Origin of the sequence: Hydrogenophaga pseudoflava (genome assembly GCF_031020795.1) — a bacterium.
Taxonomy (GTDB): domain Bacteria; phylum Pseudomonadota; class Gammaproteobacteria; order Burkholderiales; family Burkholderiaceae_C; genus Hydrogenophaga; species Hydrogenophaga pseudoflava_A.
On record NZ_JAVHJP010000003.1, the window covers coordinates 55,408 to 76,810 of the forward strand.

Consider the following 21,403-nt stretch of genomic DNA (forward strand, 5'->3'; position numbering starts at 1 on the left):
ACTGCACGGCCAGATCCTTGACGTCGCCAAGGTGTTCGTCGAATACGAGCCGCAGTCGCGCATCGAAGGCGAGATCCAGCACAAGGGCGCCGACTTCGCCGTCACCGAGTTCTGGCAGGTGCTGCGCGGCGAGCGCAGCGGCCGCGACCGCGCCGATCAGGTGACCGTGTTCGACTCGGTGGGCTTTGCGCTGGAGGACTATTCGGCGCTGCGCTTCATGCAGCAGACCGCCGAGCGCCTGGGCATGGGCGAGCGCATCGCCTTGGTGCCGCAGCTGGCCGACCCCAAGAACCTGTTCGGTTCGCTGCGGGCCACAGCCGCCGTGGCGGCCTGAGCCGCGCCGCTCAGCGCGTCAGCCCCGCATACAGCACCGGCAGCTTCTCCGGCAACCGCTCCACCTTGTCCACCACCAGGTAGTTGCGTGCGCCGAAGATGCGGCCGACGTACTGGTCGGCGCGCGGGTCCAGACTCATGCAGTAAGTCGTCACACCACTGCGCCCCGCTTCTTCCACCGCCTTCTTCGTGTCCTGCCGCAGGTACTGCGGGTCGCGCACGTCCACATCGGCTGGTTCGCCGTCGGTGATGACCAGCAGCAGCTTCTTGCTGCTGCGCTGCGCCTTCAGCGCGGCTGTGGCGTGGCGGATCGCCGCACCCATGCGGGTGGAGAGCTGTCCCTCCATGCCCGCCAGACGCGCCTTGGTGAGGTCGTCGTAGGGCTGGTCGAAGTCCTTGAGGCGCCAGTAGTGCACGTCGTGCCGGCCATCGGAGCAGAAGCCGTGGATGGCGAACGGATCGCCCACCTTCTGAATTGCGTCGGCCAGCAGCGCGCAGGCCGAGCGCGTGAGATCGAGCACGGTGTTCTCCTGCCCGGCCACCTTGTCGTTCGTTGATTGCGACAGGTCCAGCAGCACCAGCACCGAGATGTCGCGCGTCTTGCGCACGCTGCGCATCATGATGCGCGGGTCGGGCTGCCGGCCCATGCGCATCTCGATCACCGACGAGAGCGCGGCGTTGAGGTCGATCTCGTCGCCGTCTTCGAGCTTGCGGATGCGCTGCACGCCCTGCGGCTGCATGGCGTCCAGGATGACTTTCATGCGGCCGATCAGGCGACGGTGTTCGGCCAGGATGCCGTCGATCACCGCCGCGTCGCCGGCCTTGGGGCGGCGCTCCTGCACCGTGGCCCAGGCCGGTCGTTCGAGCTGGATCAGGTGGTCCCACTCGCCGTAGTGCACCGGCGGCAGCACCGGCTCGCGGCCTTCGCTCTCGTTGAAGGACACACCCAGGTCTTCGTATGGGAACAGCTCGGTGCCCAGCACCCAGATTTCCTGCGCGTCGTCGCCTGCGCCTTCCACCTCCAGCTCGTTGACGAATTCCATCAGGTTGACCTGCTTGCGCACCTGCTGCGGAGGCTCGACGCCAGCGGCGATGGCGTGCTCGAAGTCGAAACCGTCGAAGGCCCAGAAGTAGCGGTTGTCGTCGCGGTAGGCCGCGGTCTGCCCGTCGTTGCGCGGCTGGTAGCTGGGTCCCTGCGCCAGCTCGCGATAGCTGTGCGCCAGCTGCACACCCAGCTCCCACGACACGCTGTTGTCGTAGGGGTTGGCTAGGAGGCGCGGCATGGCCTCGGCCAGCAACGCTCGGCCCTGGGCGATCCAGGGATGCGTGTCGTCATAGGCCGGGTCGAGCAGCGCGCGCGCCAGGCGGTCGAGCCAGTCGCCCGCTGTGGTCTGCTGCGTGGCCTGCGCGGTGTGCAGGCTGGCCCACAGCGGACGCAGGCCGGGAAAGCGCGCCAGCGTGAGCGCCTCGACCCGCGCGTCCTCCACCAGACCGATCAGCGCCATCTGCCAGGGGCTCAGCGACTCGGCCGAGATCGGCTGGCGGGTGAACACCACGTGGGCCGCGGCGTGCGCGGCGGCGGCGCGGTAGAGCTCGGTGGCGTCCACGGTGCCGGTGTGGCCTTCGACCGCGTCGTAGGCGTCGGGCAGGTGCAGAAAGTAGTCCTCGATGAAGGGGCGGTAGCCCTCGCGACTCTCGTAGTCGCCCGCGGTGGGACGCATGTAGAAGTCGCGTCCCCAGAGCGCGCGCAAATACATGTTGATGCGCCGCTGCACGTCCACCAGCAGCGTGCCCTTGCGTTCCTTCTGCAGCATGGCCAGCGACTCTTTGGACTGCAGGCCGAAGTAGGCGATCTGTTCTTCGTAGTTCGTGCGGTGCGCCTGCGCGCCCCAGGTGGCCCAGCGGCGCAGGCCGCCCAGCGTGAGCTGGCCGAACAGCGCGTCGAGCCGACCCAGCATGGGCCGCAGACCGCGCGGCGCCTGCGCCACCAGCGTGTTGAGAAACTGCAGGTACTGCAGGAAGAGCGCGCCGTCGGCCAGGCGGCGCGCGGCGGTGGGAGCGGTGGCGAGAACCAGTTCGATCACCGCGCCGGAGGTCTTGGACGCGAGCATGAGAGCGGTGGTGGCGAGTTCACCCACCACGTCTTCACCCACCTCGCGCGCCACTTGTGGTGCCCCGTCGATCCAGGCGTTGACCGGTTCATCACCCCGGCCCAGGCCGCGCAGCGCGGACGCGCCCTTGACGTAGTTGTCCAGCCCGCGCGCGGAAAACACCTTGACGGCGTCTGGCCAGCTGCGCTCCAGCAGCTCGCGCGAGGCCGGCGACAGCGGGTCGGTCCACTCGGCGTGGTCGTGCAGGTGGACGCTCATGGCTCGTCAGAAGAACGTGGCCACCGCGGCGTCCAGCGCGTCGCGCATGTCGGGGTCGTCCGTGATCGGGCGCACCAGCGCCACACGGCACGCGGCCTGCGCGGCCACGCCCTGCGCGATCAGGCTGCCCGCATAGATCAGCATGCGGGTGGAGATGCCTTCGTCCAGGCCATGGCCCTTGAGGTTGCGCGCCCGCCCGGCAATGCCGACCAGCTTGTCCGCCACGTCGGCTCCGACACCGGTTTCGTGCGCCACGATCTCGGCCTCGATGGCGTGGTCGGGGTAGTTGAAATCGAGCGCGCCGAAGCGCTGCTTGGTGGACTGCTTGAGGTCCTTCATGAGGCTCTGGTAGCCCGGGTTGTAGGAGATGACGATCTGGAAGTCCGGGTGGGCCTTGACCAGTTCGCCCTTCTTCTCCAGCGGCAGCACGCGGCGGTTGTCGGTCAGCGGGTGGATGACGACGGTGGTGTCCTGCCGCGCTTCGACCACCTCGTCGAGATAGCAGATCGCGCCGTGGCGCGCGGCCGTGGCCAGCGGGCCGTCCTGCCAGCGGGTGCCGTTGGCGTCGAGCAGGAAGCGGCCGACCAGATCGCTGGCGGTCATGTCCTCGTTGCAGGCCACGGTGATCAACGGCTTGCCCAGCTTCCAGGCCATGTGCTCGACAAAGCGCGTCTTGCCGCATCCGGTGGGGCCCTTGAGCATCATGGGCATGCGCACCGAATACGCCGCCTCGAACAGCGCCACCTCGTCGGCGACGGGGCGGTAGTAGGGCTGCCGGGCGATGCGGTAGGCGTCCAGTGTCTCGCTCATGGCCCCTCCCGGTTCAGACCGTCTTGCCGCGGTAGATCACCATGCTCGCGCCCTGCGACTGCGAGAAGTTGTCGTAGCCGATCAGGCGCACGTGGTTGTCCGGGTTGGCCTTGTGGCAGGCCTCGGCCTCGGCCAGGATGCGGTCGATGTCGGTCTCGCCGAACATCGGCAGCTTCCACATGTACCAGTACGAGTCCATCAGGTACTGCGGCTCGGTGTGTTCGATGGCCGGGTTCCAGCCCTTGCCGACGATGTAGGCGACCTGCTTGCGGATCTCGTCCTGGCTCATCGCCGGCAGGTAGGAGAAGGTCTCGAACTTGCGGCTGGCGGGGTCGGAGAGGCGGCTGTGGTAGTCCTGCATGCTCATGGTGGTGTCCTTTGCGTTGATGGGGTGCGGGTTCACTTGTGGGCGATGTCGAGCTTGTCCACGGTGTCGAACTCGAACTTGATTTCTTTCCAGGTTTCCATGGCGATGCGCAGTTCGGGCGAGTGCTCGGCCGCTTCGAGCAGCACGGCTTTGCCCTCCTTCTCCACCGCCACGCCTTCGTTGCGCGCCTTCACGCAGGCCTCCAGCGCCACGCGGTTGGCGGCGGCGCCGGCGGCGTTGCCCCAGGGGTGGCCCAGCGTGCCGCCGCCGAACTGCAGCACCGAGTCGTCGCCGAAGATGTTGACCAGCGCCGGCATGTGCCAGACGTGGATGCCGCCCGAGGCCACCGGCATCACGCCGGGCATGGAGCCGAAGTCCTGGTCGAAGAAGATGCCGCGGCTGCGGTCTTCCTTGATGAAGCTGTCGCGCATGAGGTCGATCCAGCCCAGGGTCGAAGCGCGGTCGCCTTCGAGCTTGCCCACCACGGTGCCCGAGTGCAGGTGGTCGCCGCCCGAGAGGCGCAACACCTTGGTCAGCACGCGGAAGTGGATGCCGTGGTGCGGGTTGCGGTCCAGCACGGCGTGCATGGCGCGGTGGATGTGCAGCAGCATGCCGTTGTCGCGGCACCAGTTGGCCAGACCGGTGTTGGCGCACAGGCCACCGGTCAGGTAGTCGTGCATGATGATCGGCGCGCCCAGTTCCTTGGCGTATTCGGCGCGCTTGTACATCTCCTCCGGCGTCGGCGCGGTCACGTTGAGGTAGTGGCCCTTGCGTTCACCGGTCTCGCGCTCGGCCTTCTCGATGGCTTCCTGCACGAAGTCGAACCGCTGGCGCCAGCGCATGAACGGCTGACTGTTGACGTTCTCGTCGTCCTTGGTGAAGTCCAGTCCACCGCGCAGGCACTCGTACACCGCGCGGCCGTAGTTCTTTCCCGACAGGCCGAGCTTGGGCTTGATGGTGCAGCCCAGCAGCGGGCGGCCGTACTTGTTCATGATGTCACGCTCGACCTGGATGCCGTGGGGCGGGCCACCGCAGGTCTTCACATACGCGATCGGGAAACGCACGTCTTCCAGGCGCAGCGCACGCAGGGCCTTGAAGCCGAACACGTTGCCCACCAGCGAGGTCAGCACGTTGACCACCGAGCCCTCTTCGAACAGGTCGATCGGGTAGGCCACAAAGGCGTAGAAGCAGGTGTCGTCACCGGGCACGTCCTCGATGCGGTAGGCGCGGCCCTTGTAGTAGTCCAGGTCGGTCAGCAGGTCGGTCCAGACGGTGGTCCAGGTGCCGGTGGACGATTCGGCGGCCACGGCGGCGGCCACTTCCTCGCGGTCCACACCGGCCTGCGGCGTGATCTTGAAACACGCGAGGATGTCGGTGTCCTTGGGGGTGTAGTGGGGCTCCCAGTACGTGCTGCGGTACTCCTTGACGCCCGCGTTGTAGGTCTTCGTCGCCATCTGCATTGCTCCTTGTGTTGGGATGGAATGGAGCGGATTCTTGGCCGGCAAGACAATAAATAAAAGTAAAATGTTTCTAAGATAACGTTCTGATTTTCAAAACAACAGGCAGCACCATGAACCTGCGCCACGCGACCCTGCACCAGCTGCGTATCTTTCACGCCGTCGCGCAGCACGGCAGCTTCGCGCGCGCCGCCGAGGCACTGCACCTCTCGCCGCCCACGCTGTCGTTGCAGGTCAAGCAGCTGTCGGAAACGGTGGGGCAGCCACTGTTCGAGCAGCTGGGCAAGAAGATCTACCTCACCGCCGCCGGCCGCACGCTGGCCGGCGCCTGCGAAGACATCGAGGCGCGCATGGAGCGGCTGGGCGAGGACCTCGCCGCGCTGCAGGGGGTCGAGCGCGGCAGCGTCAAGCTGGCCATCCTGACCACGGTGAAGTACACCGTACCCAAGCTGCTGGGTGGCTTCTGCGCGGCGCATCCTGGCATCGACGTGGCCATGGTGGTGGGCAACCGAGAGAAGCTGCTGCAGCGCCTGGCGGGCAATGAAGACGACCTTTACATCATGGGCCAGCCGCCCGAGCAAATGGACGTGGTCAGCGAGGCGTTTGCCGACAATCCGCTGGTGCTGGTGGCGCCGCCCGACCACCCCCTCGTCGGCAAGAAGCGCATCGCCCCCGAACGGCTCAGGAGCGAGCCGTTCATCCTTCGTGAGCCCGGTTCGGGCACCCGCCTGACATCGGAGAAGTTTTTTGCCGACCACGGCATCACGCTGAAGAACCGGCTGGAGGTGGGCAGCAACGAAGCCATCAAGCAGACCGTGGCCGGCGGCCTGGGCCTGGCCGTGTTATCGGCCCACACGGTGACGGCGGAGCTCGCGCTGGGCGAGCTGGTGCAGCTGGACGTAAGGGGCTTCCCGCTGATCCGCCGCTGGCACGTGGTGGTGCCGCGCGGCAAGCGCCTGTCAGCGGCGGCGCAGGCGTTCAAGGACTGGCTGTTCACCCACCGGTGAGCGGCGGCCCCAGCGGGCTGATGCGCACCTGGTCGATGCGCCGGCCTTCGAGTTTGATCACCTCGAAGTGCCAGCCCGCGCAGTCGACCCCTTCACCCTGCGCGAGCAGCTGGCCGGCCTCGGCCTGCATCAGGCCGGCCACGGTGTTGTAGCGGCCCTTGTCCTCTTCCGGCAGCTCGTCGATGTCCAGCCGGGCCTTGAGCTCGGCCACGGGCATGGCACCGTCCACCCGCCAGGAGCCGTCGTCCTGCCGGGTGGCCCAGGCGTCCACCGGCCGCTCGGGGGAGAGCTCGCCGGTGATCGCCTCGAGCAGGTCCAGCGGGGTCATGAGGCCCTGCACCACGCCGTACTCGTCCACCACGAAGGCCATCCGCGTGGCGCGCTCGCGGAACTGCTCCAGCAGTTCCATGCCGGTCAGCGTCTCGGGCACGAAGGTGGCGGGCAGGGCATGTTCGCCGATGGCGCCGGTGGTTCCGGCTTCGCGCAGGGCCAGCAGGCGGGGCAGATGGATCACACCGACCACATCGTCCAGGCCGCCGCGGCACACCGGGTACCACGAGTGCCCGAGCGACCAGGCCTGGGCAGCCGCACTCTCGACACTGTCGGCGGCGTCCAGCCAGTGGATGTCGGCGCGCGGCACCATGATCGAGATCAGTTGCCGGTCGTCGAGCAGGAACACGTTGCGCACCATCTGGTGCTCGTGCGCCTCGATGATGCCTGCGTCCACACCCTCCTCCAGGCTGGCGTTGATTTCCTCTTCGGTCACGATCTGCTGCGCGCTGGTGTCGATGCGCAGCAACTTGAGCACCCACTGCGTGGTGTGCGTGAGCAGCCAGACGAAGGGCTTGGCGGCCTTGGCCACATAGGCCATCGGGCGCGACACCCAGCGCGCCACGGTTTCAGGGTAGAGCTGACCGATGCGCTTGGGCACCAGTTCGCCGAACACGATGGTCACGAAGGTGATGACCGCCACCACGATGCCGGTGGCCACCCCCTGTGCGGTGCCGTCGGCGACCCCGAAGCCGCGGATCCAGGCCGAGAGCTCGTCGCTGAACGCCGCCTCGCCGACGATGCCGTTGAGCATGCCGATGGAAGTGATGCCCACCTGCACCGACGACAGAAACTGCGTGGGATGCTCCAGCAGGTGCAGCGCGGTCTGCGCGCCCTTGTCCCCCACCTCCGCCATCGCCGCCAGGCGCGCCTTGCGGCTGGCCGCCAGGGACATCTCGGACATCGCGAACGCGCCGTTGAGCAGCGTGAGAAAGATGATCAGCAGGGTATCCATAATCGGGCGATGGCACTTTACCTGATCGGCGACGTGCAGGGCTGTGACGAGGCCCTGGGCCGCCTGCTCGACGAGATCGCGTTTTCACCCAGCCGAGACACGCTGGTGCTGCTGGGCGACATGGTGAACCGCGGACCGCAGTCGCTGGCGGTGTTGCGCCGCATGATCGCGCTGGAAGGCAGTGCGCACGGCCTTCTGGGCAACCACGACCTGCACCTGCTGGCGGTGGCCCACGGCGTGCGCAGGCCACACCGCAGCGACACGCTGGACGACATCCTGGCGGCGCCCGACCGGGCCGCCCTGCTGGACTGGCTGCGCGCGCGCCCCCTGGCGCTGCAGATGCAGGGCTGGCTGATGGTGCATGCCGGGGTGCTGCCGCAGTGGGACGCGGCGCAGACCCTGGCGCTGGCGGCTGAACTCGAGCGCGAGCTGCGCGGCCCGGACTGGGTCGTGTTCCTGCACCACATGTACGGCAACCGGCCGGACCGCTGGAGCGGCGACCTCCGGGGGGCCGACCGGCTCCGGGTCATCGTGAACGCGCTCACGCGGCTGCGCTTCTGCAGCGCCGAGGGCGTGATGGAGTTCGAGACCAAGGACAGCGCCGCATCGGCGCCTGAGGGCTTCATGCCGTGGTTCGAAGTGCCGCAACGGCGCAGCGAAGGCACGCGCATCGCCTTTGGCCACTGGTCCACCCTGGGCAACGTGCCGCGCCGAGATCTGCTGGCGCTGGACACCGGGTGCGTGTGGGGCGGCTGCCTGACCGCAGCCCGGCTCGGACACGACGGAGATCCCGAACGCATCAGCGTGCGCTGCGTCCAAGCCCGGACGCCAGGCGCCTGAAACGCCGGTTCAGGAGCTCTCCGCCGGGACCGAAGCCTTGAACAGCGCCGGCACCTTCTTGCGGGATTTGATGTTGGGCGACAGGCGGCTGGTGGCGGCCGGTTTGGCCGCCGCCTCCCAGGACGGCTTGGCGTCTTCCGCCAGCGCGGGCTCGTAGGGCTTGTCGAACAGCGGATCCGCGGGCGCCCGCACCGGACGCGAAATGCGGCGGTCTTCGCGCGGCTCACGAGGCTCGCGCGCTTCGCGGGCCTGACGGATGTCGCGGCGCCCTTCATCGTCGCCCTCGCGCCAGGCGCGCTGGCCGTCGTTGAAGCGGCCGGCCGGCCTGCGGTCTGCCTCCAGCTCCAGTGCTTCGAGCTCGAACTTCTTGCCGATCAGCTTTTCGATGTCGGCCATCAGGCGCGTGTCCTTGCCGCTGACAAAGGACACCGCCAGGCCCGAGGCGCCGGCGCGGCCCGTGCGGCCGATGCGGTGCACATAGTCCTCGGCGTTGAACGGGATGTCGAAGTTGAACACCGCCGGCACGTCCTTGATGTCCAGGCCACGCGCGGCCACATCGGTGCAGACCAGCAGATCGACTTCACCCTTCTTGAAGGCGTCCAGCGCCTTCAGGCGCTCGTCCTGGCTCTTGTCGCCGTGCAGCGCCGTGGTCTTCAGGCCCTCGCGCTCCAGTGAACGGGCCAGGCGCGCGCAGCCGAGCTTGCTGTTGACGAAAACGAAGGCCTGCGTAACCCCACGCTCCTTGACGATCTGCTTGAGCGTCTGGCGCTTGTCGTCGTCGTCCACGCGGTAGAAATGCTGCTCCACCGTGGATGCGGTGGCGTTGGAGCGGGCCACCTCGATGGTGATCGGGTCCTGCAGGTAGCTGCTGGCCAGGCGCTTGATCTCGGGCGAGAAGGTGGCCGAGAACAGCAGCGTGGTGCGCGTCTTCGGCAGGTAGGAAAGGATGCGCTGCAGGTCCGGCAGGAAGCCGATGTCCAGCATGCGGTCGGCCTCGTCGAGCACCACGTACTCGACCTGGTTGAGCACGCAGTTCTTGGCCTCGATGTGGTCCAGCAGCCGGCCCGGCGTGGCCACCAGCACCTCGACACCCTTTTTGAGTTCGATGGTCTGCGGCTTCATGTCCATGCCGCCAAACACCACCGTGCTGCGCAGCTGGGTGTACTTGGCGTACTGCTTGATCTGGTCGGCCACCTGGTCGGCCAGCTCGCGCGTGGGCAGCAGCACCAGGGCGCGCACCGGGTGCCGGGCGGGTGAGGTGGATGCGTTTTCGTGCTTGAGCATGCGCTGCAGCAGCGGCAGCGAGAAGGCGGCGGTCTTGCCGGTGCCTGTCTGGGCAGCGCCCATCACGTCGCGCCCCTGGAGCACCACCGGAATGGCCTGTGCCTGGATGGGCGTCATGCTCTCGTAGCCCATTTCCGCGATGGCACGGGCGAGGTTGGGCGAGAGCTGGAGTTCGGAAAAGGATTGGGTCATGGACTTTCGGGTTAGCCCCTTATTGTCTCACTTTGACCCCGCGGGTGCCCAAATGTTGGGCAGCGGCGCTCAGAGGGTCCGGGTGTTGAAGGTGTCGCAGGCCTGCACGCTGCCGGTTTCCAGCCCCTTGTGGAACCAGCGCTGGCGCTGTTCGCTGGTGCCGTGGGTGAAGCTGTCGGGCACGACCATGCCCTGGCTCTTGCGCTGCAGGGCATCGTCACCGATGGCGGCGGCCGCATTCAGCGCCTCCTCCACGTCCCCGGGTTCCAGGATCGCCTTGCTCTTGTGGTTGTGGTGGGCCCAGATGCCCGCAAAGCAGTCGGCCTGCAACTCCAGGCGCACCGACAGGGCGTTGTATTCGCGCTCGCTGACCCGGCGGCGGGCCTGTTCCATCTTTTCCGTCAGGCCCATCTGGTTCTGCACGTGGTGTCCCACCTCGTGCGCGATCACATAGGCCTGGGCAAAGTCGCCCGGTGCCCCCAATTGGCGCCGCAGGGTGTCGTAGAAGCTCAGGTCGATGTAGACCTTCTGGTCGCCGGGGCAGTAGAACGGCCCCATGGCGGACTGGCCGGTGCCGCAGGCGGTGGGCGTCGCGCCGCGGAACAGCACCAGCCGGGGCTGCTGGTACTGGGCACCTCCCTGCTGGAACACCGCGGTCCACACGTCTTCGGTACCTGCCAGCACGGACGAAACAAAGCGTCCCATCTCGTCTTCGGGCTGGCCGGTGCTCCCGGATGGGGCAGGCGCGGTCTGGGCCGATTCCGGCGCCAGCTCACCGCCGCCCAGCACCCCCAGGATGGTCAGCGGGTTGATGCCGAAGATCCAGCCCGCGACCAGCGCGATCACGATGGTGCCGAATCCGATGCCCCGGCCACCCACCCGGCGCGGCGCACCGCCTCCGAACATGCCCCCGCCCGGCTGGTTGCGGCGGTCCTCGATGTTGTCCGACTGGCGGTTGTTTTCCCATTTCATCGCGCTGCTCCTCGGGCCGCCTGTGGCGGGGCCATCGCCACATTATGCAAACGAAAGCAGCAACAAAAAGCGCTGCCGGGGCAGCGCTTGAGAAAGTACCGGGGCTGAGGATTTCAGGCCACAGCCGGCTTGAAATCGCTGGTGGGACGGCCTTGGAAATCGGTCCAGCAACGGCGGGTGAAGTCGTAGAGCTTGCACTTGCGCGCGGTCTCGAAGTACCAGCGCCAGGAGAAGCGCTGGATGATGATGCGGCCGGGCAGCGTGTCTTCCAGCAGCTTCTGGGCGTTCTTGAGCTTGTACAGCGGCACGCTCATGTCCACATGGTGCGCTGTGTGTTCCATGATGTGATGCATCAGGGCACCGATCCTCATCGGGAAGGTCAGGTGCACGGTGGTCGAAACGAAGGGTGCGGCCTTGGCCCACGCGTGCTTGTCGTCGTGCCACTGCACCGCGGTGTGCGTGTGGTGCACGTAGACCACGAAACCGATCATCGCGTTCCAGAACAGGAACGGGACCACGAAGCCATACCCCACCAGGGCCCAGCCCGACTGCTCGGTGGCGTAGGCGGCGCCGATCAGCGCGGCGATCCACAGCACGGCATAGACCGTCACGAACACGCCATCGCGCGTGAACTCGGGGCGGTTGGTGCCCATGTAGGTCTTGCGCGGGAAGTACATGCGGTTCCACCACATCTCGACCAGGTAGTACAACGCCGGTCCCCAGCCGCTGCGGTAGATGCGCTCCATGAAGCGGCGGCCGGGCGTGAGGCCCTCGAACTCTTCCTTGGTCAGCGGGGCCCAGACGAAGTCCACGCCCTTGAGGTTGGTGTAGCCGTGGTGCACCACGTTGTGGCCGACCTCCCACAGGCTGTAGGGCGTCAGCGACGGCACCATGGCGATGCGGCCGAGGATGCGGTTGAGCCCCCGATGCGGCGTGTAGCTCTGGTGGCAGGCGTCGTGGCCGATGATGAACAGGCGGCCGATCACGAAACCCGCGGCCAGGCCGCACAGCAGCTTGGCCCACCAGGCCTGCAGCAGCACCGTGCCGACGATGAGCGCCAGGAAGACCGCCCAGTCGATGGCCAGCAGCACAATGCCCATGGCCGTGCGCTGTTCGGCGATCGGCGTCAGCCAACCCCGGATCACCTTGCGGTGCGGCAGGGGTTGCCCGAGGGGAATCGGTTCAGGCGAAGAGACGGCGGCGGGGGAATCGGACATGCTGGTCAGGAGGAGCGAACACCCGGCTGGCGGGCACCAAGAACCGCCGAAACGGCGCCAATCGGGCGCGCATTTGGGCGCGAATCACAAAAACTCTGCGATTTTATCTGGCACCGATGAAACCTGCCTGACAAAAGTCAAGGCAAAAAAGTGGGCATTTCCCTCTAGCCGCCCTGGCCTCAGGTCTTGGGCAGCGTGACGCCGACCTGTCCCTGGTACTTGCCGCCGCGGTCCTTGTAGCTGGTCTCGCAGACCTCGTCGCTCTCGAAGAACAGCACCTGGGCGCAGCCTTCACCGGCGTAGATCTTGGCCGGCAGCGGGGTGGTGTTGGAGAACTCCAGCGTCACATAACCCTCCCATTCGGGCTCGAAGGGCGTGACGTTGACGATGATGCCGCAGCGTGCATAGGTGCTTTTTCCCAGGCAGATGGTCAGCACGCTGCGCGGAATGCGGAAGTACTCCACCGTGCGCGCCAGCGCAAAGCTGTTGGGCGGGATGATGCAGACGTCCGAGTTGATGTCGACGAAGCTCTTCTCGTCGAAGTTCTTCGGGTCCACCACCGTGCTGTGGATGTTGGTGAAGACCTTGAATTCGGGGGCGCAGCGGATGTCGTAGCCGTAGCTGCTGGTGCCGTAGCTGACGATCTTCTGGCCCGCGGCGTTCTGCCGGATCTGGCCCGGCTCGAAGGGCTCGATCATGCCGTGCTGCTCGGCCATGCGGCGGATCCATTTGTCGCTCTTGATGCTCATGTGTGTGCTCCGGTTGGCCCCGGATTGTAGGGATCGACGGGAGGCCGGCCTTGCGACGCATCAAGCCGTGTGAACCCGCGCCACCAACCGGTCGTCGCCGAGCACGATCAGTGCAAACAGCAGTTCGTCCAGCGAATCCGCCTGCGCGGTCTTGCGCGCCAGCAGCGGCGTGGCCTTCGGGTTGAGCACCACGAAGTCGGCCTCGTGCCCTGGCGTGAGGTTGCCCACCACGCCGGCCAGACCCAGGGCCTGGGCGGCGCCGGCCGTGTGCTGCCACCAGAGCTGGCCGGGCGTGAGGCTCAGACCCGGCTTGGTATGGCCTTCACGGCCCACGTAGTAGGCCGCCAGCATGGTGTGGAAGGGCGAGAAACTGGTGCCACCACCCACGTCGCTGGCCAGTCCATAGCGCATGCCGGCCGCGTCGGCGGCGGCGTAGTCGAAGAAACCGCTGCCCAGGAACAGATTGCTGGTGGGGCTGACGGCGGCCACGGCGCCGGTCTCTCGCATCAGGACGCGGTCGTGAGCGTCCAGGTGGATGCAGTGTGCGTAGACCGCGCGCTCGCGCAGCAGGCCGAAATCACCGTACACCCCCAGGTAGCTGCGCGCCTGCGGGTAGAGCTCGGCCACCCACCGCACCTCGTCGCGGTTCTCGGCCACGTGCGACTGGATCCAGACATCGCTGTATCTCGCGGCCAGTTCGCCGGCGCCGCGCAGCTGCTCGTCGGTGCTGGTGGGGGCAAACCGCGGGGTGATGGCATAGCCCAGCCGGTCCACGCCGTGCCAGCGGCGGATCAGGTCTTCGGTGTCGACCAGGCTCTGCTCGGTCAGGTCCCGCACGCCGTCGGGGCTGTGGCGGTCCTGCAGCACCTTGCCTGTGATGAAGCGCAGACCACGCGCTTGCGCGGCCTCGAACGCGGCGTCCACCGACGCAGTGTGGGATGTGGCGAAGGTCAGCGCGGTGGTCACGCCGTGGCGCGCCAGCTCGTCGAAGAAGAAGTCCGCCACGCCGCGGGCGTAGGCCTTGTCGGCGAAGCGGCTCTCGTGCGGGAAGGTGTAGTTCTCGAGCCAGGGCAGCAGGCCCGCGGCGGGCGCACCGATCACGTCGGTCTGCGGGTAGTGCACGTGCAGGTCGACAAATCCCGGGGCGATCAGGTACCCGCGCAGGTCTTCCACCGCCACGCCTGCGAAGCGGTCGATCAGCGCGTCGTGGCTGCCGGCGGCGCGCACCACGCGGCGTCCGCTGGCGTCGGGGCCGACCACCAGCAGGCCATCGCTGTCGTACAGCGGCTGGCCATGGTCATCGAATCGCAGGAGGGCGGCGCGGTAGGCTTTCATGAAGCCGACAGCTTAGCCGCAAGCGCGCCCGGCGACATACCGGGAAACGAATGCAGGCCATGCGTTCAGCGTGGCAGTTTCGTCGCCACGCCCTCGACCAGCCAGTTCATGCCCAGGATGGCGCTGTCGTCCAGTGCCTGACCGGCGGCGATCACCGTCTTGCCCTCGTTGTCCTTCACGCCGGCCTTGCCGCCGCTGAACACCGGCAGCTGGCCCGCCGCCATGTCCTTCTGGCGTGCCAGCACCTCGGTCTGCACGGCGGCCGGGACCTTGCTGCCGAAGCTGTCGACGCGGATCATTCCCTCGCGCACCCCGCCCCAGACTTGGGCGCTCTTCCAGCTGCCATCCGCCACCGCCTTGACGCGGCGGGTGTAGTAGTCGCCCCACTGGTGGGTGACGGCGGCCACCTGCGCGTCCGGCGCGACCTTGCGCATGTCGGAGTGGTAGGCCACGGCCAGTTTGCCGCGCTCCTGCGCGGCCACCATGACGGCGTTGGAGCCGGTGTGGAAGGCCAGCACCTCGGCGCCCTGGTTCATCAGCGTCATGGCCGCGTCGCGCTCGCGCGGCGGGTTGAACCATTCGCCCAGGAACACCACGCGCACGGTGGCGTTCGGATTCACAGAGCGCATGCCAAGGGTGTACGCATTGATGCCCTGCAGAACCTCGGGAATCGGGAAGCCCGCCACATAACCGGCCTGCGTGGCCATGCGGCCGGCGGCGATGCCGGCCAGGTAACGCCCCTCGTAGTAGCGCGCATTGGACGCGGCCACGTTGGGTGCGGTCTTGTAGCCGGTGACCGATTCGAACTTCACGTTGGGAAACTCGCGCGCCACCTTGAGCGTGGGCTCCATGTAGCCAAAGCTGGGCGTGAAGATGATCTGGTTCCCCTGCATCGCCAGGTCGCGGATCACGCGCTCGGCGTCCGGGCCTTCGGCCACGTTCTCGACGTAGCTGGTCTTGACCTGGCCGGGCAGCGCGGCTTCGACCGCCAGGCGGCCCTGGTCGTGCTGGCGCACCCAGCCGGCGTCGGTCAGCGGCGCGACATAGACGAACGCGGCCTTGACCGGCGTCGTCGATTGGGCAAAAACGGGGGAAAAAAAACAGGCGGCCGCGAACGCGGCAGCGAGGTTTTTGTACATGGTGGTCCTCTACATGGCTTCCGTGAGACAAAAAGAAGCGAGCCGGGGAAGCACCGGCTCGCTGGGCGTGATTTTACCGGCCTGCCGCCGGCCCCGCATCGGGCCGCGGCGGCCCCAGGTCGTACAGGTAGGCCGTGGTGCCGGCACCGTCCAGCTGCTCCAGCAGCGTTCCCCGGCGGTCCGCGTGGTCGAGGATGAAGCGCTGCTCATTGATCCTGACGCGCGGCCGGCAGTGGTTGCAGTTGTGACTGAAGACCAACCAGGTCCGTCCGGCGCCCAGCGCGCCATCGATCTCGCTCAGGTAGAGCGCGGGCTCCCAGCGATGAAAGCGACCCTCGACAAACTCGTCCGGCCCGAACCCGTAGCGCGCGGCATAGAAGCTGAACGCGGGCACCGCGCCGTAGTACACGTAGATCTGGTCACCCGGACGCCGGCGCTCGGCCACTTCCTTCATCAGCGGTTTGATCTCCTCCATCACCGGATGGTCCTGCAGATGCTGCCGGTCGATGTCCACGGCATGGAACAGCAGCAGGCCGGCCAGGCCAAGGTACACCACACCCGCCAGCCCAGCGTGCCAGGCGCGCAGCCACTGCCGGCAGCGCTCCACCCCTTCGGCCAGCGCCAGGGCGGCGGCGGGCGCCATGAACAGCAGGAACCGCCCATGGAACGGGTAACGCGACAGCGACGAGGCGACGAGCGTGGCGACCAGCGTGAGCACCATGGCCAGGGCCAGGGGCCGGCGGCGCCACCAGAGCGAGGCGGTGCCGAGCAACACCAGCACCGAAGGAAGCACTCCCGCGTGGAAGGAGAACAGGTGGTTCAGCACGCCCGACAGGCTGGCGCGGTACCAGCCCCAGTGCGACCAGGGCGGCAACGGAGCGAAACTGCGGCGCCAGAAGTCGGTGAGCGAAGGGTTGGCCGCCACATGCCGCAGATGCAGCAGGTACAGCACCGCAAAGCTCAGGATCCAGGCGGCGGCCACGCCTGCCCAGAAGCGGAGAAACGCCGGGTCGCGCACATCGCGCCAGTGCAGCAGCAACACCGAGCCGCCCAGCCCCGCCAGCACAAACACCGACGGATGGGAAAACCACACGGCGAGCGCGCCGGACAGGGCCAGCCGCCTGCGCGCCCGCGGGTCGGTCGGCTGCTTCAGGGCCTCACCGAAACACCACATCAGGTAGGCCGCCACCAGCGCATCCAGCGAGTACTGCTTGAGCTCGCTGCTGTAGCGCACCTGCTCGGGCGCCAGCGCCACCAGCGCCAGGGCCAGCCAGGCGAAGGGACTGCCGCCGTCCTGGCGCGCCAGGGCAAACACCATCGGCAGCAGGGCCAGACCGGCCAGGAGGGGCAGCACCCGCAGCAGGTCGTCGGAGCCGGCCAGCAGATGGGCGAGCAGCCACTGCAGCAGCAGGAAACCCAGCGGAGCGGCCTGGTCGTACAGCAGCGGCTTCACCAGACCGGACAGGCTCTGGTGCTGGAGGTTCACGCCCAGCATCGCCTCGTCGAGCCACAGGGACCGCCCGGGTGCGAAGTAGTCCAGCCGCAGGAACAGCGCCCAGGCCAGCACGGCCAGCACAGGCAGCCATTGCCACGGCAGCCCCGTCTTGCGAATCGTCACCGCACCACTCCTGCGCCAAACAAACTGGCGAAATTGTGGTGGGGGACACTTTGGGAACGCTTAAGACAGGCTCAGGCGGCGCAGCAGGCGCTGATGCGATCAAACATTTCCCGCTTTCGTTGCTCGGAGACGAAGCTGGCCTCCACGCTGTTGCGCGCCAGCTGGGCCACATCCTCGCGGCCGAGGCCCAGGGCCTGCACCGTCTGTTCGAAGTTGGCGTTCATGTAGCCGCCGAAATAGGCCGGGTCGTCCGAATTGACCGTTGCACACAGGCCCGCGTCCAGCATCTTCTTGAGCGGGTGGTCGCGCAGGTCGTCCACCACGCAGAGCTTGAGGTTGGAGAGCGGACACACCGTCAGCGGCATCCGCGTGTGGGCCAGCTCGGCCATGAGCAGCGGGTCCGCCAGCGCGGCCACGCCATGGTCGATGCGCTGCACCTTGAGCAGGTCGATGGCCTGCCACATGTACTCGGGCGGCCCTTCCTCGCCGGCGTGCGCCACGAGCTTCAGGCCCAGCTCGCGGCAGCGCGCGAACACGCGCTCGAATTTCTCGGGAGGGTGCCCGACTTCGCTCGAATCCAGCCCGACGCCGATGAAGTGCTCCTGGTACGGCAGCGCCGCTTCCAGCGTGGCGAAGGCGTCCTCCTCGCTCAGGTGGCGCAGGAAGCACAGGATCAGGGCCGAGCTGATGCCCAGTTCACTCTGCGCTTTCTTGCAGGCACCCGACAGGCCCTCGATCACCGACGCCATGGGCACGCCGCGCGCGGTGTGGGTCTGCGGATCGAAGAACAGCTCGGCGTGGATCACGTTGTCGGCCCGGGCACGCAGGAAGTAGGCCCAGGCCATGTCATGGAAGTCCTGCGGCTGCAGCAGCACGCTGGCCCCGGCGTAGTAGATGTCCAGGAAACTCTGCAGGTCGGTGAAGGCGTAGGCCGCGCGCAGCGCCTCCACGCTCGGGTAGGCCAGCGGCACAGCGTTTCGCTTCGCAAGTTCAAAGATCAGCTCGGGTTCGAGCGAGCCCTCGATGTGGATGTGCAGTTCGGCCTTGGGGATGGCCCGGGCGAGTTCGATGGCGTTCATGGTTTTCCTTTCAGCAGACACCGAGCGCGACGCCGGTGCGGGCCAGATAACGGCGGTAGGCGCTGGACATGCGGTCGGCTGGGCCGTGCACTTCGGCAATCGCACCATCCTTGCCGATGGGCAGGCGCCGGGGCTGTTGCGATTCCACGATGGGCTTGTCCTGTCCGAACACCTCGTCCTGGAAAGCACGCAGCTCTTCGTCGTCGCTCAGGTCGCCCAGCGTGGCCATGGCGAACCAGGCGGTGCAGGCCTCGGGGCCGTCGGGCCGGATGAAGAGTGCAATCGCATTGCTGACCGTGTCGCCCTCGGCCGCATCCTTGCGCAGGATGGCCGCGAACGGGTGCGGCACTTCGTAGCGGTAGGCCACCCAGCCGCCCTCTTCAGCGCCCGCATAGCCCTTGGGCTGCCAAGCCTTGCATTCGCGCGCGTGCACGCCGTCGGCGTCTTCGTCCACCCGGCCGGTGTCCACCTGGGCGTGGCTGCGCGCGCCCAGCCAGCCTTCGTGCACGAAGCCGAAGTGGCTCAGGTCCAGGAAGTTCTCCACCAGCCGGGGCGCGCTGGTCTCCACCGTGTAGGGGCCGCAGATCACCTGCCGCCACAGCGGGTCGCCCCAGGGCTCGAACGCGGGCGGAGACGACAAAGAGGCGGGCAGCTGCGACAGGTCCGGCCGCTCCAGCCGCACCCACACCAGGCCATGGCATTCCTGCGCCTCGAACACCTGGGCGCAGTGCGCCTTGGGTGGCTCGAAGGCCGGTGCCGCCGGCACGTGCACGCAGCGCCCCACGGACACCGGCGCACCGTGGTGGCCCTGCGCCGCGGCACCATCGCCCGCGAACTGCCAGCCGTGGTAGGGGCACTCCAGCCGCGCGCCGTGCAGGTGCGTGAGCACCCGCCCCAGCGACAGCCTCGCGCCCCGGTGCGGACAGCGGTCTGCCCAGGCGTGCACCACGCCGGGCTGGCCCTCGTGGCCGTGCTCGCGCCACAGGACCACGTCCTGCCCCAGCAGCGACACGGCCACCGGCGCGTCCCGCAGGTGCATGCCTGCGATGACCGGGTGCCAGAGTTGTCTTTCGATCACATGACCTCCAAGAAAAAAAGCCGCTGCGGGTGCAGCGGCTTTCGGCCAGGGCACCGCAGGTCCGGCTTCGCCGGCCTGCAGGTGCCGCCCCCTGGAGGGGGTCGCGCCTCCGGCGCGGCAGGGGGGGACTCAGTTCGGCAGCTTGCCTTCGACACCCTTGACGTAGAACTTGATGCCGCCGAGGAACTTGTCGTCCGCCACAGCGTCCTTGGCCAGCACTTCCTTGCCGTCCTGGCCCACGATCGGGCCCTTCCAGATGGAGAAGGAACCGTCCTTCAGGCCGGCCTTGATGGTGTCGATCTTGGCCTTGGCCTCGGCCGGCACGTCTTCGGCGATGGAGACCATGTCGATCGCGCCTTCCTTGTGGCCCCACCACACGCCACCCGTGCTCCAGGTGCCTTCCAGCGCGTCCTTGACGGCCTTCTTGTAGTACGGCCCCCAGTTGATGACGGCGGAACCCAGGTGGGCCTTGGGACCGTAGGCGGTCATGTCGGAATCCCAGCCGAAGGCCCGCTTGCCCATCTTCTCGGCGGTCTGCAGCACGGCCGACGAGTCGGTGTTCTGCATCAGCACGTCGGCACCGCCGTTGATCAGCGAGGTGGCGGCTTCGGTTTCCTTCGGCGGATCGAACCAGCCATTGACCCAGACCACCTTGGTCTTGACCTTGGGGTTCACCGACTGCGCGCCCAGCGTGAAGCTGTTGATGTTGCGGATCACTTCGGGGATTGGAATCGAGGCCACCACACCCAGCGTGTTGGACTTGGTCATGGAACCGGCGATCACGCCGGCCATGTAGGCACCCTCGTAGGTGCGGCTGTCGTAGGTGCGCATGTTCTCGGCCGTCTTGTAGCCGGTGGCGTGCTCGAACTTCACGTCCTTGAAGTCGGGCGCGACCTTGAGCATGGGCTCCATGTAGCCGAAGGTGGTGCCGAAGATCAGCTTGTTGCCCTGGCCGGCCAGGTCGCGCAGCACGCGCTCGGCGTCGGCGCTTTCGGGCACGTTCTCGACAAAGCTGGTCACGACCTTGTCACCGAACTCGGCCTCGACCGCCTTGCGGCCGTTGTCGTGGGCGAAGGTCCAGCCGCCGTCACCGACCGGACCGACGTAGGCGAAGGCCACCTTCAGCGGCTCGGCCTTGGGCGCTTCGGCGGCGGCCGGTGCCGGCGCGGGCGCTGCGGCCGGGGCGGCCGCCTCTTCCTTCTTGCCGCAGCCGATCAGGGCCGCGCTGGCCACGGCCGTCAGGGCCGCCAGCTTGATCAGGGAACGCTTGTTCAGGTCGGTCATGGAAACCTCTTGGTGGGTTGGGAGTGAAATGAAACGAACAGTGAATGATTATGAACCGGCACCAGCTCAGGAGCCCGGGTAGAACGGCTTGCCGATCGAGGCGGGCATGTTCACGCGGATCCAGGTCGGGTTGCGCGAAATCAGCACCAGCACGGCGATGGTGGCGACGTAAGGCATCATGGTCAGGAACTGGCTCGGCACGTTGACGCCCATGCCCTGCAGGTGGAACTGCAGCATGGTCACGCCACCGAACAGGTAGGCACCAAGCAACACGCGTGCCGGGCGCCAGGTGGCGAACGTCGTCAGCGCCAGCGCGATCCAGCCCTTGCCGGCGATCATGCCCTCCACCCACAGCGGGGTGTAGACGGTGGACACATAGGCCCCGGCGAGGCCGCACAGCGCCCCGCCGGCCATGACCGACATCAGGCGGATGCGACGCACCGGGTAGCCCAGCGCGTGCGCCGATTCAGGGCTCTCGCCCACGCTGCGCAGCACCAGACCGGCACGGGTTCGGAACAGGAACCAGATCAGCCCGAACATCAGGCCCACGCAGACATAGACCATGGGGTGGTGCCGGAACAGCGCGTTGCCGAGGAAGGGGATGTCGGACAGCAGCGGGATGGCGAACTGGCCCTGCTCGGGCAGCTTGGCCTGCACATACGAGGTGCCGGCGAAGGCCGAGAAGCCGGCGCCGAACAGGGACAGCGCCAGCCCGGTGGCGTACTGGTTGGTGTTGAGCCAGATCACCAGACCGCCGAAGATGGCGGCCAGCAGCGCGCCGGCGGCCATGCCGGCGGCGAAGCCCGCCACCGTGCTGCCGGTGTGCACCACGGTGGCGAAACCGGCCAGGGCGGCGCAGAGCATCATGCCCTCGGCGCCCAGGTTGACGATGCCGGCCTTCTCGTTGATCAGCAGGCCCAGCGAGGCGATGGCCAGCACGGTGCCGGCGTTGAGCGAGGCGGCGATGAGGAGTGCGGTGGATTCCATG

General features: G+C 67.5%; 18 protein-coding genes and 1 pseudogene. 3 read left to right on the forward strand and 16 right to left on the reverse strand.

Features of this window, described 5'->3' with window-relative positions; genetic code table 11:
* A pseudogene (locus tag RCO38_RS09825) lies at positions 1 to 334 on the forward strand (ornithine cyclodeaminase); the annotation flags it as partial.
* Positions 335 to 344: 10 nt separating this feature from the next.
* On the opposite strand, the gene RCO38_RS09830 reads toward RCO38_RS09825, so the two are convergent.
* The 4 genes from RCO38_RS09830 to RCO38_RS09845 are packed head-to-tail and all read right to left on the reverse strand — an operon-like array spanning position 345 to position 5,333.
* On the reverse strand, positions 345 to 2,702 hold the full coding sequence (locus RCO38_RS09830) for a nitric oxide reductase activation protein NorD (RefSeq protein WP_308328134.1): 2,358 nt from the start codon (positions 2,700 to 2,702) through the stop codon (positions 345 to 347).
* A gap of 6 nt (positions 2,703 to 2,708) precedes the next feature.
* Entirely contained in the window at positions 2,709 to 3,512 is an 804-nt protein-coding gene (locus RCO38_RS09835; RefSeq protein WP_308328135.1) for a CbbQ/NirQ/NorQ/GpvN family protein, read from the reverse strand.
* A gap of 13 nt (positions 3,513 to 3,525) precedes the next feature.
* Positions 3,526 to 3,879, reverse strand: coding sequence for a ribulose bisphosphate carboxylase small subunit (locus tag RCO38_RS09840; RefSeq protein WP_308328136.1), 354 nt, complete (start codon positions 3,877 to 3,879; stop codon positions 3,526 to 3,528).
* 32 nt (positions 3,880 to 3,911) lie between these two features.
* A complete protein-coding gene (locus RCO38_RS09845; RefSeq protein ID WP_308328137.1) occupies positions 3,912 to 5,333 on the reverse strand; it encodes a form I ribulose bisphosphate carboxylase large subunit in 1,422 nt (473 codons plus the stop codon).
* A 116-nt stretch (positions 5,334 to 5,449) separates the two neighbouring features.
* On the opposite strand from RCO38_RS09845, the gene RCO38_RS09850 reads away from it, so the two are divergent.
* A complete protein-coding gene (locus RCO38_RS09850; protein WP_308328138.1) occupies positions 5,450 to 6,343 on the forward strand; it encodes a LysR family transcriptional regulator in 894 nt (297 codons plus the stop codon).
* Here RCO38_RS09850 and RCO38_RS09855 read toward each other — a convergent pair.
* A complete protein-coding gene (locus RCO38_RS09855; protein WP_308328139.1) occupies positions 6,330 to 7,628 on the reverse strand; it encodes a hemolysin family protein in 1,299 nt (432 codons plus the stop codon). The genes RCO38_RS09850 and RCO38_RS09855 overlap by 14 nt on opposite strands.
* Before the next feature lie 9 nt (positions 7,629 to 7,637).
* Between RCO38_RS09855 and RCO38_RS09860 the strand changes: the two genes are divergently transcribed.
* A complete protein-coding gene (locus RCO38_RS09860; RefSeq protein WP_308328140.1) occupies positions 7,638 to 8,468 on the forward strand; it encodes a symmetrical bis(5'-nucleosyl)-tetraphosphatase in 831 nt (276 codons plus the stop codon).
* Between the two features lie 9 nt (positions 8,469 to 8,477).
* Here the strand turns inward: RCO38_RS09860 and RCO38_RS09865 are convergent, their stop codons facing one another.
* From RCO38_RS09865 to RCO38_RS09915, 11 genes are all read right to left on the reverse strand, one after another.
* A complete protein-coding gene (locus tag RCO38_RS09865; protein WP_308328141.1) occupies positions 8,478 to 9,944 on the reverse strand; it encodes a DEAD/DEAH box helicase in 1,467 nt (488 codons plus the stop codon).
* A gap of 69 nt (positions 9,945 to 10,013) precedes the next feature.
* Entirely contained in the window at positions 10,014 to 10,916 is a 903-nt protein-coding gene (gene ypfJ / locus RCO38_RS09870; RefSeq protein ID WP_308328142.1) for a KPN_02809 family neutral zinc metallopeptidase, read from the reverse strand.
* A gap of 113 nt (positions 10,917 to 11,029) precedes the next feature.
* On the reverse strand, positions 11,030 to 12,133 hold the full coding sequence (locus RCO38_RS09875; RefSeq protein WP_308328143.1) for a fatty acid desaturase: 1,104 nt from the start codon (positions 12,131 to 12,133) through the stop codon (positions 11,030 to 11,032).
* Between the two features lie 179 nt (positions 12,134 to 12,312).
* Positions 12,313 to 12,882 carry a dCTP deaminase gene (dcd, locus tag RCO38_RS09880; RefSeq protein ID WP_066156404.1) on the reverse strand — a complete coding sequence of 190 codons (570 nt, stop codon included), beginning with the start codon at positions 12,880 to 12,882 and terminating at the stop codon, positions 12,313 to 12,315.
* 60 nt (positions 12,883 to 12,942) lie between these two features.
* Positions 12,943 to 14,217 carry a guanine deaminase gene (gene guaD / locus RCO38_RS09885; protein ID WP_308328144.1) on the reverse strand — a complete coding sequence of 425 codons (1,275 nt, stop codon included), beginning with the start codon at positions 14,215 to 14,217 and terminating at the stop codon, positions 12,943 to 12,945.
* A 65-nt stretch (positions 14,218 to 14,282) separates the two neighbouring features.
* On the reverse strand, positions 14,283 to 15,356 hold the full coding sequence (locus RCO38_RS09890; protein ID WP_308328145.1) for a BMP family ABC transporter substrate-binding protein: 1,074 nt from the start codon (positions 15,354 to 15,356) through the stop codon (positions 14,283 to 14,285).
* 73 nt (positions 15,357 to 15,429) lie between these two features.
* Complete coding sequence (locus tag RCO38_RS09895) at positions 15,430 to 16,974, reverse strand: hypothetical protein (protein ID WP_308328146.1); 1,545 nt, start codon at positions 16,972 to 16,974, stop codon at positions 15,430 to 15,432.
* 71 nt (positions 16,975 to 17,045) lie between these two features.
* On the reverse strand, positions 17,046 to 18,053 hold the full coding sequence (locus RCO38_RS09900) for an adenosine deaminase (RefSeq protein WP_308328147.1): 1,008 nt from the start codon (positions 18,051 to 18,053) through the stop codon (positions 17,046 to 17,048).
* 10 nt (positions 18,054 to 18,063) lie between these two features.
* A complete protein-coding gene (locus RCO38_RS09905) occupies positions 18,064 to 19,131 on the reverse strand; it encodes an aromatic ring-hydroxylating dioxygenase subunit alpha (protein WP_308328148.1) in 1,068 nt (355 codons plus the stop codon).
* A 129-nt stretch (positions 19,132 to 19,260) separates the two neighbouring features.
* Positions 19,261 to 20,415, reverse strand: a complete 1,155-nt coding sequence (locus tag RCO38_RS09910) for a BMP family ABC transporter substrate-binding protein (RefSeq protein ID WP_308328149.1) — start codon at positions 20,413 to 20,415, stop codon at positions 19,261 to 19,263.
* Between the two features lie 66 nt (positions 20,416 to 20,481).
* Positions 20,482 to 21,402: an ABC transporter permease gene (locus tag RCO38_RS09915; RefSeq protein ID WP_308328150.1), complete on the reverse strand. Its 921-nt coding sequence runs from the start codon at positions 21,400 to 21,402 to the stop codon at positions 20,482 to 20,484.
* Position 21,403 lies beyond the last annotated feature (1 nt).

What these genes read in the sequence shown, in the direction of transcription:
- RCO38_RS09830 (WP_308328134.1), bottom strand. Translation starts at nt 2,702, where the DNA reads ATGAGCGTCCACCTGCACGACCACGCCGAGTGGACCGACCCGCTGTCG.
- RCO38_RS09835 (WP_308328135.1), bottom strand. Translation starts at nt 3,512, where the DNA reads ATGAGCGAGACACTGGACGCCTACCGCATCGCCCGGCAGCCCTACTAC.
- RCO38_RS09840 (WP_308328136.1), bottom strand. Translation starts at nt 3,879, where the DNA reads ATGAGCATGCAGGACTACCACAGCCGCCTCTCCGACCCCGCCAGCCGC.
- RCO38_RS09845 (WP_308328137.1), bottom strand. Translation starts at nt 5,333, where the DNA reads ATGGCGACGAAGACCTACAACGCGGGCGTCAAGGAGTACCGCAGCACG.
- RCO38_RS09850 (WP_308328138.1), top strand. Translation starts at nt 5,450, where the DNA reads ATGAACCTGCGCCACGCGACCCTGCACCAGCTGCGTATCTTTCACGCC.
- RCO38_RS09855 (WP_308328139.1), bottom strand. Translation starts at nt 7,628, where the DNA reads ATGGATACCCTGCTGATCATCTTTCTCACGCTGCTCAACGGCGCGTTC.
- RCO38_RS09860 (WP_308328140.1), top strand. Translation starts at nt 7,638, where the DNA reads ATGGCACTTTACCTGATCGGCGACGTGCAGGGCTGTGACGAGGCCCTG.
- RCO38_RS09865 (WP_308328141.1), bottom strand. Translation starts at nt 9,944, where the DNA reads ATGACCCAATCCTTTTCCGAACTCCAGCTCTCGCCCAACCTCGCCCGT.
- ypfJ (WP_308328142.1), bottom strand. Translation starts at nt 10,916, where the DNA reads ATGAAATGGGAAAACAACCGCCAGTCGGACAACATCGAGGACCGCCGC.
- RCO38_RS09875 (WP_308328143.1), bottom strand. Translation starts at nt 12,133, where the DNA reads ATGTCCGATTCCCCCGCCGCCGTCTCTTCGCCTGAACCGATTCCCCTC.
- dcd (WP_066156404.1), bottom strand. Translation starts at nt 12,882, where the DNA reads ATGAGCATCAAGAGCGACAAATGGATCCGCCGCATGGCCGAGCAGCAC.
- guaD (WP_308328144.1), bottom strand. Translation starts at nt 14,217, where the DNA reads ATGAAAGCCTACCGCGCCGCCCTCCTGCGATTCGATGACCATGGCCAG.
- RCO38_RS09890 (WP_308328145.1), bottom strand. Translation starts at nt 15,356, where the DNA reads ATGTACAAAAACCTCGCTGCCGCGTTCGCGGCCGCCTGTTTTTTTTCC.
- RCO38_RS09900 (WP_308328147.1), bottom strand. Translation starts at nt 18,053, where the DNA reads ATGAACGCCATCGAACTCGCCCGGGCCATCCCCAAGGCCGAACTGCAC.
- RCO38_RS09910 (WP_308328149.1), bottom strand. Translation starts at nt 20,415, where the DNA reads ATGACCGACCTGAACAAGCGTTCCCTGATCAAGCTGGCGGCCCTGACG.
- RCO38_RS09915 (WP_308328150.1), bottom strand. Translation starts at nt 21,402, where the DNA reads ATGGAATCCACCGCACTCCTCATCGCCGCCTCGCTCAACGCCGGCACC.